Origin of the sequence: Vibrio sp. 10N.261.45.E2, from assembly GCF_002875705.1 — a bacterium.
GTDB lineage: Bacteria > Pseudomonadota > Gammaproteobacteria > Enterobacterales > Vibrionaceae > Vibrio.
In genome coordinates this window covers 1-18,352 of sequence record NZ_MCZZ01000124.1, presented here as the reverse complement: position 1 = coordinate 18,352, position 18,352 = coordinate 1, and the positions used below count along the sequence as shown (strand labels likewise).

The following is an 18,352-nucleotide window of genomic DNA, read 5'->3' as shown; positions in this document are numbered from 1 at the left end:
CGAGAACAAATGAGTGAAGTTGAATTAAACGACATGACGCACGGGAAAGTTGCATTACAAAACTGTCAATAAAATGAAGGGATAAAGTGATCGGGTCGATATAAATTTACATAAGTAATTACAAATTTTCACAAATTGATTTCCATCAATAAAGTAGGGTTATTCTGTGATAACTTGCACGCAAAATAAGAAATGATTACTCATTCACCAATAAAATGAAGCCCTCGAAAGGAAATTATAATGAAAAAAACAGTATGTGGTCTTGCGGTTATTACGGCTCTTATGTCAACCAATGTTCTTGCTCATAAAGAAGGTGATTTCATCATCCGTGCAGGTGCAGCAACAGTGTCTCCAAACGACAGTAGTGGCGCGGTTCTAGACAACTCAGACCTTGAGTTTTCATTAGATTCTGATACTCAACTAGGCCTGACTTTTGGTTACATGTTTACAGATAACATCAGTTTTGAAGTACTAGCGGCAAGCCCTTTCTCTCACAATATTTCTGTTAATGGCCTAGGTAAAGTTGCTGACACTAAGCACCTTCCACCAACATTTATGGTTCAGTACTACTTTGGCCAAGCGAACAGTGACTTCCGTCCTTACGTAGGTGCAGGCATCAACTACACGGTATTCTTTGATGAAAGCTTGAATGGCACGGGTAAAAGTGCAGGTTTAAGCGATCTGTCTCTTGATGATTCTTGGGGCTTGGCAGCGAATATCGGAATTGACTACATGATTAATGAAGATTGGTTCCTAAACGCTTCGGTTTGGTATGCAGATATTGGTACAACAGCTAAGTACAAGCAAACTGTGGGTGGAACTACAACGCAATATTCTACAGACGTTGATATTGACCCATGGGTATTCATGATTGGTGGTGGTTACAACTTCTAACCCATACTTTTAGTTTACTAAGGCGTTCAAGCACCAGCCAGCTTGGGCGCCTTTTTTCATCAGCGACTTCACGATTAACGCAAGCAAATCATGTATAAGTATCAATTGATATGGCGGTTGCAATTATCGTTACCCGAAAACAAAAGCGCCACTACTTGGTAAGTAGTGGCGCTTCCTATTTATGCAGCACAATGTCAGCGTGTTAATTAGTTTCTATGGCTGTTGCTTCGTTGGTGCTAGAGCAATTTCACGGATACATACGTTTTGTGGTTGTTGGTAAGCAAATGATACAGCGCGAGCAATATCGTCAGCAGCTAATACACCACCCATGTCCTCTTTCCAAGAATCGTAACCGTCTTTGATCTCTTGAGATGTTGTGTGAGACAGAAGCTCAGTTTCTACTGCACCCGGTGCGATAGTCGTAACACGAACATTTGAAGCGGCAACTTCTTCACGAACGTTCTCAGAGATAGCGTGTACCGCAAATTTAGTACCACAGTATGCAGCGTGGTTCGGGAATGTTTTCTTACCCGCGATTGAGCTGATGTTGATGATAGTACCAGTGTTGCGTTCCATCATTGGCGCAAGTACAGACTGCATGCCGTTTAGAAGACCAATTACGTTCACGTCGAACATTGTCTTCCATTCTTGAGCATCTTGAGTATCGATTTGACCAAGAAGCATTGCACCAGCGTTGTTGATAAGCGCATCTACAGGGCCAAATTTAGCTTCACCTTGAGCGATTGCTGCATCAAAAGACGCTTTGTCTGTTACGTCTACTTTCACTGATAGTGAGTTTGGTAGGTTAAGCGCTTCAAGGCGATCAATACGACGAGCTAAAAGTAGCAGAGGGTGACCTTCATCGCTTAGACGACGAGCGATTGCTTCACCAATACCAGAGCTTGCACCTGTAATTACGATTAGTTTTTTCATTTTATTTCCTCTGTACTTTTATTGCGTCGATTGGCTACGACGTATTGTTTAAGTGCATTCGAATCAAGAGCTTATTGCCCTCCTTCGTTGCGATGGAGGTATATTAAGGAAAATTACATTGTTGATATATAGCGCTTTACTTGAAACACTGTTGCTGTGATGCAACAATAAATGTATTCACCTTACTACTTCATCCCTTTTTAATTTCACAAGTAAGCCAGCGACTATGCTCAATCAAATTAACCTGTCTGATATTCGTTCTTTCGTGCTTATTGCGCGTTTAGGTAACTTTACTAAAGCCGCTGAGGAGCTCGATGTGTCACGTTCCCATGTATCACGCCAAGTAAGTAGTCTAGAAAAGCAGATGGGCGTGACGTTGTTTATTCGCACCACTCGAACCCTAAGGTTGACCCACGCAGGACAAGATCTGTACGTGAGATGCGAACAAGCTCTAGATAATATAGACCAAGCCCTGATTGCTGCTGTGGATGATGTCGAAGAAGTGCGCGGCGACATAAAAGTCAACTGTGTCGGAGGTTATCTGGGCGAGGTGATCATTGCTGATTTGGTCAATGAATTTATGCAGCTCTATCCCGATATCAGCATTAGCCTTGATTTTAGTAGCAACCGAGTCGATTTGATTGAAGACGCTTTCGATATCGCTTTTCGTATGGGAAGCCTTGAAGATGCGGGCTTCATCGCAAGGAAGCTTTTGGACATTGAAATGGGAACACTCGCGAGCCCAGAATATTTCACTCGCAAAGGCAAGCCTAATCATCCTAAGGATCTTATCCATCATGATTGCTTAACCGGTTCGGTGCGTAAGTGGAGCTTTCAAGCCTTGGACGACACCAAAAAAACGGTCGATGTGCATGTGACGGGTAGGCTGCAATGTAAAAATGGTCGAGTATTGGTGCAGGGGGCCAAGTCGGGCAACGGGATTATTCGTGTTCCAACCATCTACTGCTTACAAGAAATGAACGATGGGCAACTGGTGCAGGTGTTTGATGAGTGGATGGTACCTAAAGTCGACTTTTCAGCGATCTACCATCGAGACCGCTATCAACCGAGCCGTATTCGAACCTTTATTGATTTTGTGAAAGGGCGTTTTGAACAAATGCCAGTCAGCTGAGTGGCTCTTACTGTCCATTGTTTGTAATAGAGTGAGCTCGCTTGGGTTTACATCTCGTCGATTTCGTTTTGTAGGTTTTCTAGCTGATCTAGAATGAGTAAAAACTTCTCACCGAACGGTGTTACTTGATATTCCACTCTTGGTGGCAGTTCGTTGAACATCTGTTTATCTAAAATCCCGAACTCCACATTTCGCTTCAAACATTCATTCAGTACCTTGGTCGATAGCCCTTCGACCGAACGCACCATTTCACCGGGGCGATTAATGCCATTTGCCAGCAGTTGGTAAACCGTGAGCGACCATTTACAGCCGTAGATGGTTTCTACCATGCGAGCGGAACGCTCTGGTGCTGATTTTCTTGAAAAAAAGTTTTCCTGATTTTTCATAAAGATGTACCAATAAGTACCTACCTAACCGATTTGTACTTACTATTCATAGTGTTAGTTCAAAGCCTAAGATTACCACGTTCACATGACTTAGGAGATAACAAAATGAACTTCACTAAAAATGGTATTGCAGTCGTCATCGGTGGCACAAGCGGGATGGGCTTTGAAACAGCGAAGCAGTTAGTCGCTCAAAACATCCATGTGTTGGTGGTCGGCAATAACCCAACTAAGTTAGATAAAGCGGTGTCAGAACTTCAATCGCTAGGCCGCGCCTCTGGTTGGCAAGCTAACCTTTATGATGAGGAAAGTGTGTCGAATCTTATTACGCATCTAGAGTCGCTCGAAGAGGGTATTGGTTACCTTGTTAACGCGGCTGGCTACTTCAAACCTAAAGCGTTTATCGAGCATCAAGAGTCGGATTACGAACAATATATGCAGCTCAATAAAGCGACTTTCTTCATCACTCAAGCTGTCAGCAAGTTGATGATCAAAAATGGTGGCGGAAACGTAGTAAATGTCGGTTCTATGTGGGCGAAACAAGCGATCAAAGCGACACCATCTTCTGCGTACTCAATGGCAAAAGCGGGCTTGCACGCATTAACACAACACATGGCGATGGAATTAGCAGAGCATAACATTCGTGTAAATGCGGTTTCCCCAGCTGTGGTTAAAACACCGATTTACGAATCTTTCATTAAGCCTGAAGAGGTGGATCAAGCGCTAGAAGGCTTTAACGCATTTCACCCTATTGGTCGCGTAGGTTTGCCGAAAGATATCGCCAATAGTATCTCTTTCTTGTTGTCTGACAGCGCTGATTGGGTAACGGGGGCAATATGGGATATTGATGGCGGTGTGATTGCTGGCCGCAATTAATTAGGATTCTTTTAGGTGGCTGTCGGATTGGCGAAATAGCAGCGAGATAGTCACCTTTATCAGTATTCGCGTAGAATAAAAGCTAGAAATACAACAATAATAATTAAAACGATAACAAGAGTAAGGTCGCCATTATGTTCAACATGGATTTTTCAAAGAGACTGGTTATAGAAACTGAACCGTTAGATTGGGTTGCGAGCCCAGCTAAAGGGGTATGGCGTAAGCCGCTTGAAAGAGAAGATAAAGAATCGGGCCATACAACCAGTGTGGTTAAGTACGATCCTGCATCTTCGTTTTCTGAGCACCCACATCCCCAAGGCGAAGAGATTTTCGTGTTAGACGGAGTATTCTCAGATGAAACAGGAGACTTCCCTGCAGGTACTTACATTCGCAACCCGCCGGGCAGCGCGCATTCTCCATCAAGCAAAAATGGCTGCACGATCTTGGTTAAACTAAACCAGTTTGATGCAAGAGACTTAACTCAAGTCCGTATTAATACGCTGGAAACAGACTGGCTTCCGGGCATTGGTGGTTTACAAGTGATGCCACTGCATGAATTCGAACACGAACATGTTGCGTTGGTGAAGTGGCCAGTTGGCGAACGTTTTCAGCCGCACCGTCACTTTGGTGGTGAGGAGATCTTTGTTTTGTCGGGCACCTTTAAAGATGAACATGGCGTGTACCCGAAACACACATGGATGCGCAGCCCTCATATGAGTGAGCATTTCCCTTATGTGGAAGAAGAGACGGTCATCCTTGTGAAAACGGGTCACCTGCCTGTGAATTAAAGGCATACTCAATATAGATGAGAAAGCCGCATTGTTTTGAACAAGCGGCTTTTTTAGTTTTTACATATAAGCTAACTAGTAAGAGACACCAAAACGTTGGCGTGGGAATTTGCCAGATTCGAGTTCATCAGTTCATTGATTTTTTTTTCGGAGATTTGGTCTAGTGATATCAAGTCTGGGGATGTTTGAAGCTTCATAGGCAATGATATACAGCGATAGGAATTTAAAAGTCCATAAATACAAAAATCCGATATCAATGGTGATATCGGATTCGAACTCAATAATTCAGAGTTCCAGCACGCTCTCCTCTCACGAAGTCTTTAGATGTAATGGTGTACGGATAATCGGGTGTTTATCGCCTTATCGTTGATGCTAGGTAAAGGCTGATACAAACTTCTAGTAATGTCTGACAATACTTGGTCGTAAACTTGAGAAACCACAGTAGAGATATCACTGGTCAACTCGTACATGCTATCTGCGGGTTGGGTTGCTTCCGTGCTTGATGCGATCTCAGTGAGTGCATGCATCGCACGTGTGCAAATGGGGGACCCGCTACTGATAGGGCAAATAATCGATAATTGGTTCAGTTTGCGATGAGTTTGAGATGCGTAGAACTTGAACCTCAAATACTCCTCGGGTTTTTCCATGTCGGGAATGCACATTCTCAGCTTGGTCAAGATCTCCATGCAGTCTAAGATCTGTTGCCAATTCATGTGATACTCACGGCTCATGTCTTCACGTTCAGACTGAATCAGCCAGATGATCATCACTTCATCCATTAAGAACATGCTATGGCGAATGGTTTTGCCATGAATCGATTGGTTGCGTACTAAGCTACGGTTTTGCCAGTCGCTGTGCATGGCGATGAGCTTAAGGTGATAGATGCGATACATAGGGCGACTATCGAACGAGACATGAGATTGAAGCAGCTCAGATACCTCAAGTATGTTGTCGTAAATCTTGTTCACTTTGCGAATCGAGTCGCTAGACAATTTATACGCCAGAGCGTAATGCGTTGCTGCGCGGTGTTTGCGTGATAGCGACAATAACTCTCTGAGTAGAACTAAGGTTTCAAACCTGTGTGATAGTGCTGTCTGTCTCTTCCTTGAGAAATGAAACAGGGCTGCAAGTACTAATAGGGATAAACCCACTGAAATAACTACAAACATATTCAACTCCTAATATTTGTATACCTACTTAGTGGTAGTGCAGGCACTGTGCCAAAATTAATAAGTTTTATATTTCAGTTGTTTATAATTTTCTTGGAATTATTGATGATCAATGATGGTGCATGACTTCACCATTCGAGTGAATATTTCTCATCTGTTGCAAGGTTTTTTGAGAAGTTAGTATTCGGTGGGGAGAAGGTCTTAGGTTTCAGTGTAGGAAATGAAGAAGGCCTCACTCTTACTACTTTTAACTAGAAAAAGCAGTAAGAGTGAGGCCTTTCAATATTCATTTCTGAGTTTATTCACCCTCTGCGCTAAGTGTTTAGCGTTGAGGATTAAACATTACGCAAGCTTAAGGTCGAACTCAGTGCGGTACATCACCATGTCTTCAATGGTCAGTACTGGCATGTTGTGAAGCTTGCCGAAAGCAACGATCTCTGGCGCTTTTGCCATCGTACCGTCTGGGTTGGTTACTTCACACAGTACACCTGCCGATTGCAGACCAGCCATTTGCATAAGATCCACAGTACCTTCTGTGTGGCCGCGGCGAGCAAGTACGCCACCTTTACGAGCGCGTAATGGGAATACATGGCCAGGGCGAGCAAGGTCAGTCGGCTTAGCTGCTGGGTTTGCAGCTGTCTTGATCGTTGTTACACGGTCAGCGGCAGAAACACCCGTCGTTACGCCAACTTTTGCTTCGATAGTGACGGTAAACGCAGTTTGGTTTGCGCTGTTGTTATCAACAACCATAGGTGGAAGTTCAAGTTGGTTTGCTTGCTCGTCAGTTAGACATAGGCACACAATACCGCTGCATTCGCGGATCATTAGTGCCATTTGAGCATTGGTTAGGTGTTCTACTGAGTAGATGATGTCGCCTTCGTTTTCACGATCTTCATCGTCAAGTAGAAGTACGCCACGACCTTCGCGTAGAGCTTGCAGTGCGTTTTCAACGCGAGTGATTGGTTCGCCAAATTCGGCAAGTAGTGAAGACTGATTCATGGTTAAACTCCTAAAATATCACCAGAATCAGGGCTGTATGAGGGATCTCAACCGAGCACAACAAAGCCGACTCATTACAAGTCAGTTTTAGCTCATTATGGTTTATCCAAAACGAAATGCACCCGTTCGAGTTGGAGGCATGAACCCAATAAATAGGTACGCCTTTCCAACTTAAACGAGTGTGTTTCCATTCTCTCTCATCCGGACTATAACCGTCGGCTCTGGCATCTCACCAGATCTGCTGACCTCGACGAATCGAGCGCTCGCGGGCTTATCTTTAGATTTTGCTAAGGACATACCGCCGGTGGGGAATTTCGCCCCGCCCTGAGAATAAAAATTAATAATCTGTTTTGCTATGAAAGCAGACCAGATGGTAATCCTTTCAATACTGGATTTAAAGGACTGGCAGCAAAGTTTTTCAGATTCAGCTCTTTTAAGCCTGTAAGTGCTCACTTTATCGGCAGACCTTAGCGTGTAGGGTTTAGTGGGTTAGAGGCCAGGCTCTATTGGTTTTAACGTCTATATGTGCACAAGTGGATGTACAGAGTTATTGGTGATGACGAGACTGTTCATCATCTCAATACTCAAAAAAACCATTAATCGATTATTGTTACACCATGACGGTTTGCTGACCGTTTTGACATAAAATTGATATTAGCGATGCTAAGCTGCGATAGCATCCGACCACTTTATCTCAAAGATCTTAGCTATGACTTCTCTGTTCTCTAACAAATCCAAAGGCTTGTTACTGCTCGTTTTAAGCTTGTATTCCCTCGTACCCTTTTTGATCTTTGGATCTGATTTCGACCTTGGAAGTGCGGTCCAGCCCTTCTATGGTGCATTTATTACTTTTGTAACTTACTCGGCGGGTAATCAAGGGTTCTTAATAACGCTCGCTGTTTTGTCTTTAGTCGTGCTCACGATGAAGTTCACCAAAGCTAAGTTAGTTAGCCTTTGTCTGCAGCTCGGTATACTACTGGTGCTCAGCTTTGCGGCTAAGACCTTCTTAAAGCACTCAACAGAGAGCCCACGCCCTTATTCTGAGTTTTTGGTCTCGCAGGAAGTGGTTGAAATGCCAGAACTGTTTTATGAGCTGCCTTTGGTAGAAAAGAATGCGGCGATTGAATCTGTGCAAGATAAGGTTAGCGAGTGGCGAACACGTCATTGGCTTGGCGAAACCGATTACTCTTTCCCATCTGGACACATGATTTTCGTTGGTGTGTGTTTGGCATTCTTTGGCGGATTGTTCCTAGAGGCGAAACGCTTTTATCTAGTCGGCGGTTTGTTGGTTTGGGCTGGTGGTGTTGCCTATAGCCGTGTGTGGCTTGGCATGCATCGACCAGAAGACTTAGCGGCGTCTATCGCCTTTGCTGGCTTGATCTATCTTTTGGTACCACTAGTGCCAACGCACAAGATAGAGCCTTTACTGCCGCAGTTTTTAAGAGGGGCTTAAGGTTTTAAGAGCGATTTGGTTTTCTCAAGGCTGAATAAGTTTTTAAAGGCTAATTCAGTTTTGCATAAGCGATTAACAAGCAGAAATTCTGGCTACTGATTTAGCCCGAGTTCTGCTTGTTTCTTTTTGGTTAGACCTAAGGACACAATTCGGTGTGACTCAGTGAGGTAATATCTCAGTTCTTCATCCCTTTCTGATGTGCTCTCAAAAAGCTGAATCCATTTCATGCCACGCGAGGCAAAGTAGGGTGCGGGTTTATAGCCTGGCTCTTCTTTGAGAAAATCGAAATTCTGATCGGACGCCTTAAAGATAAACGCAGGCTCATCTTTCGGTCCCCAACCACCAATCGCAAACACTTTGCCACCCACTTTCCAAACGTGCGAATTATTCCACTGCATCACATAACTGGTTGCAGGCAGTGATTTGCAGAATGCATTGAATTCGTCGTAGTTCATAGAGCGTCCTTTTTCTAGTGGGTGTTTGAACTGTGTTGATTTTCTAAGGTGTATTTCTATTGCGTTTCTCTATCGCCACTAGCCAGCTAACCCCTGCCAGATTGCCGTAAAGCCACTGATAGAACATAGCAGTAATGAACCGATGCGTATCTTCTCTTTAGGGATACTTTGTGTCGTCATCAATGCCACTTTATAACCCAGCCAAGCTGCAGGCAGCAATGGTATGGTAACCATCAAATGGTGCATGGTGAAGAAGCCTATTGGGATCTGTACCAGTAACGAGATAATAGAACTAAACACGAAAAACGCAGAAAGATTACCACGAAGCTGATTCGCATCTTGGTGTTGGAGTAGTAGTGCCATCGGTGGACCACCAATACCCGAACTGGTGCCAAAGAATCCTGAGAAGAACCCCGCAATACCCATCTTAGTTGGGGTGGGTTCGAGCCTAAATGGCAGTAGGCTAACAATCACCGCAAATACTACCAATAAGCCCAACCATAAAGATAGAACGCTCGTTGAAACCATCACCAATAAAGCTCCACCTGCTAGTGAGCCCGGAATCCGGCCGAGCAACGCGATTTTTAATCCGCCAATAGAGATGTTCGCTCGATGTTTAAAAGCGTTGAACAACGAGATAAACAAACCAATGAGACAGATAGGCGCAGGGACATAGTCTGGAGAGACCAAAAACAACAGTGGGGCAGCAACAATAGCCAAACCAAAGCCGATTGCGGTTTGCACAAACGAGCCGACAAAAATGAGTCCCATTGCGATAAGGACAGTCTGATCTATGTATTCCATAAGCCTGCGGATGATTTTTAAATGAGCAAGTGGACACTATAAATTAAAACGAAAAGAATAGTCTTATTATTCAGTGAGGTTTATGCAAGTTTCGCTAGTTATAAACTCAATGATAACGACCAACAAAAAAGCGAGTGAGTAGTTCAGGATTCTTCCTTCAATACTCACTCGCTTTATTGGAACGACTTGTCGTTTACGCTAGTGGGGGAGTTAGCATAAAACGTTAAGCCATTGCCAATTTGATTCGCTCAATCGGCTTGTCATTGATGGGTAAATGGATAAGCGCTGCTGCAAATGCCAATACCACTGTTGACCACCAGATTGGTTCGTAAGAACCGTAGTAATCGTAAATACGACCACCAACCCAAGCGCCTAAGAAGCTACCCACTTGGTGAGTAAAGAACACCAAACCGTACAAAGTAGATAGATAACGCGCACCGAAGATCTGACGAACTAAGCCAGAAGTTAGCGGAACCGTACCCAACCAACAGAAGCCAATTGCCGCACCGAAGATAGCCGCGGTTGATTCAGTTACAGGCAGAGTGACAAACGCACCGATAACCACGGTGCGAACTAAGTACAGTGCAGACATAACGTGGCGCTTGCTGAACTTGTCGCCCATCACACCCCAGAAGTAAGATCCGAAGATGTTGAAGATGCCAACGTAAGCCAGTGCCATCGCAGCGCTGCTCGCTGGTAGGTCTTTGTCTGCTAAGTAGCTTGGTAAGTGTGTTGCGATAAACATTACGTGGAAACCACACACGAAGAAGCCTGCATGAATCAACCAGTAACCTTTGTGAGCAAACGCTTCAGACAATGCTTCTTTCAGTGTTTGGTTCTCTTCTGCCTGCGCTTGTTTGTTTGAGGCTGCTTTTGGCGCTCGCATGAACAGCGCAAAAGAGATCATCAAACAACAAAGTACGCCAAATACTTGCATCGCACTTTGCCAATCAAACTCGTTCAGCATGTATTGTGCGCCTGGAATGACCGCGAACATACCAAATGAACCTGCAGCCGTGGTTAAGCCAAACGCTTTAGCCGCGTGCTCTGCTGGTACAACTTTAGCGACAGCACCAAGTACGATCACATAACTTGTCGCACTTAATCCAAGGCCAACGAGTGCACCCAATGAAACGTAAAGCATGCTCGATTCGGTAGAAATTGAGGTAAGAAGTAAACCCAAACCGTAAGCACATGCACCAGCGATAATGATGCGCCTTGCTCCCCATTTATCAGCCGCCATACCAACAAAAGGTTGGAACACACCGAACAATAGGTTTTGTAGCGCAATCGCGAAGCTGAAAAACTCGCGACCTGTGTCGAAATGCTCTGAAATTGGCATCATGAAAATGCCGAATGATTGTCTGATCCCTAGACTGATAATAAGTGTGCCTATCCCAAGCCATACCAGTAATGGAAAACGGAAAATGCTCATTCTAATACTCTTAAATTAATGGTGGTGATGTGAGTGGTCTTGCGCTGAAATGTTATGGTCAGTCATCTCATGGTGGTGTTCGTGCCCAGAATGATCATGCCCTGACTGCTGGTGGCAACCACTGCTTACGGCATGCTGAGCCAAGAGATCGATCAATGGCTGACTGTGATGCACAATAACCAAACTAATGACGAGAAATAGCGTCATTCTAGCAAGTTGGGCAAAAAGAGATTGTGAAAACATACGGTGTTTACATGCGCTCAATGTTGTAAGAAGCCGCGCATCATAGTGATGAGTAAGTTATGTATCAAATGACAATTTGTGATGTGATCTATGCGTTTTATGCATAGATTGCTGCTTCGTTAGAGTTGGGATAAAATGTATGCAATAAATGAGAAAACTCGAAGCTCGTTAGTTAATAGATAGAAGTATGTATTTAAGAATAGATATCGAAATTCATAGTTGTAAGTGTCTGTTTAACTGTAGCTTTCACAAAGCTGTAAAAACTAATATACAAACTAATTACTAAGTAACATTACTCGTTCGCTCGACTTATCTGTCAAACATCGTAAATTTGGGCGTAAATCGTTTCATCATGACTGAAACGCGATGTTAAAAGATTCAGGGAGAGTCATTCACATGGATAAAGATCATAACCTTCGCGAAAATTTACTGGCACTGATCTTAGGTAGCGCACTGGTTTCACTCGGTGTTATCTTTTTCAATCAAGTCGGTTTGCTCACCGGAGGCACGGCTGGTCTAGCAATTTTCATTACCAAAGTAACAGACCTAAGCTTTGGTCAAGTGTTCTTCGCGCTCAACTTACCTTTCTATATTTTGTCGGTTGCTCGTATGGGCTGGCGTTTCACCATCAATACCTTTATTGCCGTTTCGATTGTTTCGTTTGCCGTTGATCACTTGTACCACGTGATTCAAATTGCCGAAATCCATGCATTGTATGCAGCTTTGCTTGGTGGTGGCTTGATTGGTACCGGCATGTTAGTGATTTTCCGTCATAAGATGAGCTTAGGCGGCTTCAACATTCTGGCGCTGTTCTTACAAGAACGTTTTGGTATTCGAGCGGGTAAAGTTCAGATGGCACTGGATTGCACGATTGTTGTGCTTTCTCTGTTCATTGTTGATGTATCACTGGTTCTTCTGTCTGTACTTGGTGCGATAGTCACCAACTTGATTCTAGCAATGAATCACAAGCCAGGGCGCTATCAACCCTTGGTAAAAGCGGAAGCAGCGTAGTTAGGTTCACTCAAGTATTAGGTTCGCGCAAGCACTAGGTCCGCTTAAGCAAAGTGATTTGCAGATTATGAAAACAACAAAGCCAGCATCAATTGCTGGCTTTGTTGTATTGAAATAACGGATTAGTTGGAACGATTAACACTGCCCGCAGTTGGCGTTCGGCTTAAGTTCGCAATCAATCACATTACCTTGTTTATCTAGTGATAAGTTACAACACGCTTCAAACAGGTGCTTAAGATCAGCACGGCTTTTTTGTACTCGGGATTTTACCGTTGAGTAACTGACGTTCTGCGCTTCTGCGATCTCTTTCTGACTTTGACCTTTAATGTCGACCGCAAGCAGTAGCGATGCACTTTGCTCTGGCAGTGCCTGAATAAAAGGTTCAATACACAATGAGAGCTTCTGCTTAAATTCAGAATCTTGGTCTAAATCGGTAAACCACAGATCTTCAGCATCAATTTGGCTATCGCGTTGTTGGCGTGCATGTTTACGGTAGAAGTCGATAATGGTGTTGTTGGCTAACTGGAACAGCCAAGCCTTAACGCTGCTCGCATCTTGTACCTTGTCTAAGTTCTGATAGGTCTTAATTAAGATATCTTGGAGCAAGTCGTCTACATCTGCAGAATTGTTGACCTTTGAATACAGGAATGACTTTAATGCTTGTTGATATTCGGCCCAGAGTTGTTCGATCTTCAAAGGTGCATTAGTTGCACTGTTCATTCACACAACACTCGTCTTGTAAGAAATCAATCACGCCTTCTAAGCACTCATACTCTGCCACGCAGAACAGAGTTCTTCCTTCTCGTCTTTGGCTGATCAGGCCCGCAGACGCCAAGCTTGAAATGTGGTGAGATAAGGTAGAACCGGGAATACCTAGCTCTTCTTGTAGGCCGCCAACTGCAATGCCTTGATAGCCCGCTTTAACGACACTCTTATAAATGGATAGGCGAATAGGGTGGCCTAACTCTTTAAGTGCTTTCGCAACGACTTCTAAGTTCATATTAACTCCTCAAGATTTAATTTCGATGTTAGTCGAAATGTATTCTGAATTCAAATTTAAAAACTGTGGTTGTATAAGTTATTGAAAAAATTTGGTTTTGACAGTTATTTCGATTTTTATCGAAATAATTCTTGATCTGGTGTGGTTTATTTCTATAATTCGAGAATATTCGAAATTAAGGGTTGGTTGCTTTTCTCATAGAGCCCGACTCTCAATCCAGTTCGGAGTTAATTATGAGCAATGAAATGTTAACAATGCTAAAAGACGCACTTGATATGTTCGCTTTCTTAGCCGTAGAGTTAATTATCCTATTCTTAGCGATCAGCTATATTGTCGGGATTCTTCAAGAGTTTCTTACGCCAGAGAAGATTCAATCTATTCTGAGCTCGCGTAACGGTAAGGGTTATGTGGTTGCTGCGTTTTTGGGGGCGATTACGCCTTTCTGTTCATGTTCAACCATTCCCTTCTTAAAAGGGTTGCTGCGTGCACGAGCGGGTTTCGGTCCAATGATGGTATTCCTATTCGGTAGCCCACTATTGAACCCAGTGATCATTGGCTTGTTCGTGATTACGTTCGGTTGGCAAGTCGCTGTGTTCTACTTCCTTGTCGCAATGACAGTGTCTGTAGTCGCTGGTTACGCACTGGAGAAGCTTGGCTTTGAGCGTTATGTAAAACCTGAAGCGTATGAATCAACAGGTTCAACTTCAAACTGTGGCACTAGCTGTGGTGACTCTGCTCCTAAGAAAGCTGCGCCAATAAAAGCTGAATCTTCGTGTGGTACAAGTGCATGCGGCGAACCTGCACCAGTAATGGCTAAAGAGACATCTTGCTGCGATTCTAAGAAAGAAGAGCCACAAGTGACCGTTTCATGCAGCTCAGCGGATGGAAGCGCGACGGTGGAAATCGTAGAGAAGAAAGAACCTAGCCGTTGGATGAGAATTTGGTTCTCAACTTGGAAAGATTTCAAACAAGTTTTCCCTTACCTAATGATGGGTATCGCGATTGGTTCATTCATCTACGGCTTCATTCCTACTGACCTAATTGCACAGTACGCTGGTGAAGGTATGTGGTATGCGATTCCGGTAGCGGCTGTAATTGGTATCCCACTGTACATTCGAGCTGAAGCGGTAATCCCACTAAGTGCTGCTCTAGTACAGAAAGGCATGGCGTTGGGTTCAGTCATGGCATTGATCATTGGTAGTGCTGGCGCAAGTTTGACGGAAGTTATCCTGCTTAAATCAATCTTCAAGAACCAAATGATTGCAGCCTTCCTATTCGTTATCCTCAGCATGGCGATGGGTGCAGGCTTCCTATACAGCTTCATCTTTGGTTAATCAGATTTGATGCTTGGATAAAACTATCGATACCAAGAGATAGATAATGCAAAGAGCTCACTTAGTTGAGCTCTTTTTTGTTTAACTGCTTATCAAATAGGAATATCAGACTGTGTTTGGTAGCGCGGCAGAAGTACCGTGTGTAGCGAAAGCATTGATGGCTAATACATCGCAGTGGTGTCGATTAATCGCATCGCCGTAGTTGTTGGTTATGCCGGGAAACTGAAAACGATACATCGGAATACCATAACGCCGTTCTCTCTGCTGGCCGATTCTATCTTTGCTTGTCCATAGTAGTCGGTTCTCAGCCGTGTAAGTCATACCGTGCATTTTATTGAAGTACTCTCGTGACTGCGCATCTGCTCGTATAACTCGATGATGCGTTGTCGGGAGAAGTTTAATGTTGTGCTCGCTTTAAGTTGCGTTCCCCAACTCGTTAATACCTTTGCCTTGCAGAGTCCCTCTAATCGCAGAGTATGTATCGTCCTTGCCTTGCTTTAACCATTCGTTTTGGTTTCCGCTGCCAACGCCGTCTACCTGGATATAGTCAATCATGTCTCGGCCGGTGGTATTCTTCGCCAATGTTGATATTAGCTCGCCAGACACATAGTTCTTATGGTTATTATCTTCTGAGTTGGATCCTGTTCCACAGAAGAATACGGTAAAAATCGACATGTATTACCTTAAATAAATTCACCGAAATTATTAAAAGTATAACTATCGAATCAAAAGCTTGGAGCTCAACGTCATAATATTCTCAAAGGTCAGACCAATAGGTGAAATAAATGGAACTAAGCGCAAGTTTTATAAATTAGATACTTGGTCATTTTTGTTGGACTCTTGAGCTGGCTTATACCCGTCAAGAAAGATCAATCGAAGCGTCACAATACTGAACGCTATTTTGTCTAGTATCAAACAGTCGGCTGATTTTGCTCTAGTACCGAAATCGGAAGCCTACACTTTGTATAGATACTTGCTATTAGGGGGCAACCTTGAAGAGCAGGTACTGTATAACAGGTTGTTTACGAGCTTAGATTAAGGTTGATAGGAGGGAGTATGTTCGCAATACATAGGGAATATGAGTTACAGAATCAGCAACATTTTCATGCCCACATTCAAGTAAAGCCGACCGGAAATTTAGAGTTTGAAATTTTAGAGTCTCATGAACATCATGATACCGACTTTAATCACTTGTCTTTTGAAGCGGAAAAAGGGAAGACTAAGGTGCTTGGACGAGATGAAAGTGGTCAACAGACAGATTGGCAACTTTTATTGGCAGAGGAAGATGCAAAAGAGCTTAATCATCTGGTGGTATTGGTGTCTGAACAATATGAGACGTTAATGCGAGATCTCATGTGACGGGTTTAGCTGATCATAAACTAGAAGTGATTCTCAGCATCCAAAAAATCAAAAGCCCGGCGAATAACCGGGCTTTGTTCACTGTGTTTTGTTTTTAGAGTTAGAAACCGCGAATATCTAGCTCATTGTTGATCAACACAACACACTGAGAAGCAAACAACATGTTTGGACCTAAGCTGATTTTCTCTGTCCCTAAACGCTTCAAGCTGTTGTAGCTTTTCTTCGGCATAGGGATATGGTCAGTTAGAAGGAAACATGGGTTTTCCGCAATCTCTGCATCACGAATAAAGTCGCCTTTCTTATCCATCATGTACAGCTGGTGGTCTTCAGCTAGCTCTTTAACCAGCTTTTCAAAACTCATAGTACGAACAGTGATGCCCTGTTCAACCTGACGCGTCTGCTCTTTGGTCATACCTTGAGAAGCGTCAACCGCTCTTACTACCGCTGAGAGTAATGCAGACTCATGGAAGCCACCAATGTTGGTGATCTCGTTTGAATCGAATGTAATCGTGCGTGAGAAGTCTTTAGTACTTTCTAATACAAGGTGCACGGTGACATTCTCACGGTGAGATTGAGCAACGAAGATCGTGTTCATCAGAGTATGAGCCAGAATCTCAGTATGAGCATCTTGCCCAACACCTTCTAAGATAAGTTTACTCTCTGTAGGGGCTGCGCGAGCGCGTAATACAAATGAACGCATGGAATGTACCTTGTCAGTATGTGATAAAGCGAAATGAGCTTTAGCAACATGAATTGATGAATAACCAAATTTGTGGCGGTATGTAACTCTTTTCTATTAATGAAGTCAAATAGAGTTGCGTATAGCGCCAATCAGAAGAACTCTGCGTATTAAATAGAGAATGACCACATTACAAGATGGTAAGGGTTGAAGCGACCCAATGTTTACGTAGATAGTATGCGCAAATTATTAGGTGACTTACATAAGGAAGTAGTCGGTGAAGTTACAGAAGATCAATAAAGAAGAATATAGAAAGAAGATGAACCTGTTGTTGGTTTCGTTGGTTGGATCACTCGCCGTGTTCGCCATTGTATTCGGAACCATACTGATTGATCTATTCGGCTCAGGACAATCAATAGCAGGCGAATCGACGGGTAACTTCCACTTGAACGTATTAGGCGTGATTTTATCTGTTGCCTTGAATGCATTTATTGCGAGCCGTGTGAAAGGGCATGATTACTTCAAAGAAGCGCTTTATGTATGGAATCTTAAACAAATCCACAATCAAATCTATCGTAAGCTTAAGCGTATTCAACCCAAAGCGGAGCAAGGCGACCGAGACGCGCTGATCATTCTTTATTTCTATTACACCACGCAAAAACAGGTATACGACCTAGACAACAACACATTGACGATCAAAACCGTTCAGCAATCGCTAGATAACATCCTAGAGTTGAGTGAGAAATGGAGCATTGAGCTAGATATAGAGGCTTTTTCGAAAGAGCTAATCGCAAAGTTTTAAGTAATATGCCCATTATTGTATGAGCTTTGAGCTGCGAAAGAGCCTTTTGACGTAAAAGTAGCCACTTAAGCAAGTTTTTTGAATTTTTATCAAAAAAGGGGTTGCCATGTTTTCGATGATCTCTATAATGCCGCCTCACTGACACGGCAGACGCCACAAGGCTTCGGCAGTAATCAGTAAGACGGAAAGTTCGAAAGAAATTAATTTTAAAAAGTGTTTGACACTTAAGATTAAATCGCTAGAATTCACGTCCACTTTCAAGGGTTTCTTTGTAAAAAGAAAGTTTCGATAAGCAAAGCTCTTTAACAATTTAAACCTATCAATCTGTGTGGGCACTCGTTGATGAATATCAAAACGTCATTCTCAGGAATGGCAGTTACTTCGGTAACAAATTGATTTCAATGAACTGAGTGACCAATACAAATAACCTCGGTTATTTGACACAGTCAATTCATTATCATTCTGTTGGAATGGTAATAGCTTTAGAATTACATGTTTCTGTTCTTTTTCGAAAGAGCGGTAAATATTAGTTTTGAAGTCAGTATTCGTTGAGTCACACCTATTAATTTAGGTAATCAAAACTTTAAATTGAAGAGTTTGATC

22 protein-coding genes and 1 riboswitch are annotated in these 18,352 nt (G+C 43.2%); of the genes, 9 read left to right on the top strand and 13 right to left on the bottom strand.

Features of this window, described 5'->3' with window-relative positions:
- The first annotated feature begins 240 nt into the window (after positions 1–240).
- On the top strand, positions 241–894 hold the full coding sequence (gene ompW, locus BCT34_RS12165) for an outer membrane protein OmpW (protein WP_076656344.1): 654 nt from the start codon (positions 241–243) through the stop codon (positions 892–894).
- 213 nt (positions 895–1,107) lie between these two features.
- On the opposite strand, the gene BCT34_RS12160 is transcribed toward ompW, so the two are convergent.
- Positions 1,108–1,827: an SDR family oxidoreductase gene (locus BCT34_RS12160; protein ID WP_076656347.1), complete on the bottom strand. Its 720-nt coding sequence runs from the start codon at positions 1,825–1,827 to the stop codon at positions 1,108–1,110.
- Between the two features lie 226 nt (positions 1,828–2,053).
- Here BCT34_RS12160 and BCT34_RS12155 point away from each other — a divergent pair, with 226 nt between their 5' ends.
- Positions 2,054–2,959 carry a LysR family transcriptional regulator gene (locus tag BCT34_RS12155; RefSeq protein ID WP_076656350.1) on the top strand — a complete coding sequence of 302 codons (906 nt, stop codon included), beginning with the start codon at positions 2,054–2,056 and terminating at the stop codon, positions 2,957–2,959.
- A 47-nt stretch (positions 2,960–3,006) separates the two neighbouring features.
- On the opposite strand, the gene BCT34_RS12150 is transcribed toward BCT34_RS12155, so the two are convergent.
- Complete coding sequence (locus BCT34_RS12150) at positions 3,007–3,345, bottom strand: helix-turn-helix domain-containing protein (protein ID WP_004733017.1); 339 nt, start codon at positions 3,343–3,345, stop codon at positions 3,007–3,009.
- A 105-nt stretch (positions 3,346–3,450) separates the two neighbouring features.
- Here BCT34_RS12150 and BCT34_RS12145 point away from each other — a divergent pair, with 105 nt between their 5' ends.
- Both BCT34_RS12145 and BCT34_RS12140 read left to right on the top strand, forming a co-directional pair.
- Positions 3,451–4,218: an SDR family oxidoreductase gene (locus tag BCT34_RS12145; RefSeq protein ID WP_076656353.1), complete on the top strand. Its 768-nt coding sequence runs from the start codon at positions 3,451–3,453 to the stop codon at positions 4,216–4,218.
- A 134-nt stretch (positions 4,219–4,352) separates the two neighbouring features.
- Positions 4,353–5,006, top strand: a complete 654-nt coding sequence (locus BCT34_RS12140) for a cupin domain-containing protein (RefSeq protein ID WP_076656356.1) — start codon at positions 4,353–4,355, stop codon at positions 5,004–5,006.
- Positions 5,007–5,326: 320 nt separating this feature from the next.
- Here BCT34_RS12140 and BCT34_RS12135 read toward each other — a convergent pair whose 3' ends face one another.
- Together BCT34_RS12135 and ribB are read right to left on the bottom strand one after the other, a co-directional pair.
- Positions 5,327–6,175: a hypothetical protein gene (locus tag BCT34_RS12135; RefSeq protein WP_076656359.1), complete on the bottom strand. Its 849-nt coding sequence runs from the start codon at positions 6,173–6,175 to the stop codon at positions 5,327–5,329.
- 342 nt (positions 6,176–6,517) lie between these two features.
- Positions 6,518–7,174: a 3,4-dihydroxy-2-butanone-4-phosphate synthase gene (gene ribB / locus BCT34_RS12130; protein ID WP_076656362.1), complete on the bottom strand. Its 657-nt coding sequence runs from the start codon at positions 7,172–7,174 to the stop codon at positions 6,518–6,520.
- A 185-nt stretch (positions 7,175–7,359) separates the two neighbouring features.
- A riboswitch (FMN riboswitch) is annotated at positions 7,360–7,510 on the bottom strand.
- A gap of 373 nt (positions 7,511–7,883) precedes the next feature.
- Here ribB and BCT34_RS12125 point away from each other — a divergent pair.
- Complete coding sequence (locus BCT34_RS12125) at positions 7,884–8,627, top strand: phosphatase PAP2 family protein (protein ID WP_076656365.1); 744 nt, start codon at positions 7,884–7,886, stop codon at positions 8,625–8,627.
- A 92-nt stretch (positions 8,628–8,719) separates the two neighbouring features.
- Here the strand turns inward: BCT34_RS12125 and BCT34_RS12120 are convergent, their stop codons facing one another.
- The 4 genes from BCT34_RS12120 to BCT34_RS24335 all read right to left on the bottom strand — a co-directional run bounded on the left by BCT34_RS12120 (position 8,720) and on the right by BCT34_RS24335 (position 11,564).
- Positions 8,720–9,082 carry an MmcQ/YjbR family DNA-binding protein gene (locus BCT34_RS12120; protein WP_076656368.1) on the bottom strand — a complete coding sequence of 121 codons (363 nt, stop codon included), beginning with the start codon at positions 9,080–9,082 and terminating at the stop codon, positions 8,720–8,722.
- A gap of 78 nt (positions 9,083–9,160) precedes the next feature.
- Positions 9,161–9,886: a sulfite exporter TauE/SafE family protein gene (locus tag BCT34_RS12115; protein WP_174571166.1), complete on the bottom strand. Its 726-nt coding sequence runs from the start codon at positions 9,884–9,886 to the stop codon at positions 9,161–9,163.
- A 223-nt stretch (positions 9,887–10,109) separates the two neighbouring features.
- Complete coding sequence (locus tag BCT34_RS12110; protein ID WP_076656373.1) at positions 10,110–11,321, bottom strand: MFS transporter; 1,212 nt, start codon at positions 11,319–11,321, stop codon at positions 10,110–10,112.
- 15 nt (positions 11,322–11,336) lie between these two features.
- Positions 11,337–11,564 carry a hypothetical protein gene (locus tag BCT34_RS24335; protein WP_076656375.1) on the bottom strand — a complete coding sequence of 76 codons (228 nt, stop codon included), beginning with the start codon at positions 11,562–11,564 and terminating at the stop codon, positions 11,337–11,339.
- Between the two features lie 396 nt (positions 11,565–11,960).
- Here BCT34_RS24335 and BCT34_RS12105 point away from each other — a divergent pair, with 396 nt between their 5' ends.
- Complete coding sequence (locus tag BCT34_RS12105) at positions 11,961–12,575, top strand: YitT family protein (protein WP_076656378.1); 615 nt, start codon at positions 11,961–11,963, stop codon at positions 12,573–12,575.
- A 135-nt stretch (positions 12,576–12,710) separates the two neighbouring features.
- Here BCT34_RS12105 and sigZ read toward each other — a convergent pair whose 3' ends face one another.
- Positions 12,711–13,295: an RNA polymerase sigma factor SigZ gene (gene sigZ / locus BCT34_RS12100; protein WP_076656380.1), complete on the bottom strand. Its 585-nt coding sequence runs from the start codon at positions 13,293–13,295 to the stop codon at positions 12,711–12,713.
- A complete protein-coding gene (locus BCT34_RS12095; protein ID WP_076656383.1) occupies positions 13,279–13,575 on the bottom strand; it encodes a metalloregulator ArsR/SmtB family transcription factor in 297 nt (98 codons plus the stop codon). The genes sigZ and BCT34_RS12095 overlap by 17 nt, the downstream gene beginning before the upstream one ends.
- 233 nt (positions 13,576–13,808) lie before the next feature.
- On the opposite strand from BCT34_RS12095, the gene BCT34_RS12090 reads away from it, so the two are divergent.
- Positions 13,809–14,909 (top strand): permease, encoded by a 1,101-nt coding sequence (locus BCT34_RS12090; protein WP_076656385.1) that lies wholly within the window; start codon positions 13,809–13,811, stop codon positions 14,907–14,909.
- Between the two features lie 105 nt (positions 14,910–15,014).
- Here the strand turns inward: BCT34_RS12090 and BCT34_RS24620 are convergent, their stop codons facing one another.
- Together BCT34_RS24620 and BCT34_RS24615 are read right to left on the bottom strand one after the other, a co-directional pair.
- Complete coding sequence (locus BCT34_RS24620; RefSeq protein WP_241902822.1) at positions 15,015–15,239, bottom strand: hypothetical protein; 225 nt, start codon at positions 15,237–15,239, stop codon at positions 15,015–15,017.
- Positions 15,240–15,323: 84 nt separating this feature from the next.
- Positions 15,324–15,584, bottom strand: a complete 261-nt coding sequence (locus tag BCT34_RS24615) for a hypothetical protein (protein WP_241902821.1) — start codon at positions 15,582–15,584, stop codon at positions 15,324–15,326.
- Positions 15,585–15,965: 381 nt separating this feature from the next.
- On the opposite strand from BCT34_RS24615, the gene BCT34_RS12080 reads away from it, so the two are divergent.
- Positions 15,966–16,268 (top strand): hypothetical protein, encoded by a 303-nt coding sequence (locus BCT34_RS12080; RefSeq protein WP_076656387.1) that lies wholly within the window; start codon positions 15,966–15,968, stop codon positions 16,266–16,268.
- A 100-nt stretch (positions 16,269–16,368) separates the two neighbouring features.
- Here the strand turns inward: BCT34_RS12080 and trmY are convergent, their stop codons facing one another.
- On the bottom strand, positions 16,369–16,968 hold the full coding sequence (gene trmY, locus BCT34_RS12075; protein WP_076656390.1) for a tRNA (pseudouridine(54)-N(1))-methyltransferase TrmY: 600 nt from the start codon (positions 16,966–16,968) through the stop codon (positions 16,369–16,371).
- 256 nt (positions 16,969–17,224) lie between these two features.
- Here trmY and BCT34_RS12070 point away from each other — a divergent pair, with 256 nt between their 5' ends.
- On the top strand, positions 17,225–17,749 hold the full coding sequence (locus BCT34_RS12070; protein WP_076656392.1) for a DUF3087 family protein: 525 nt from the start codon (positions 17,225–17,227) through the stop codon (positions 17,747–17,749).
- Positions 17,750–18,352: the final 603 nt, after the last annotated feature.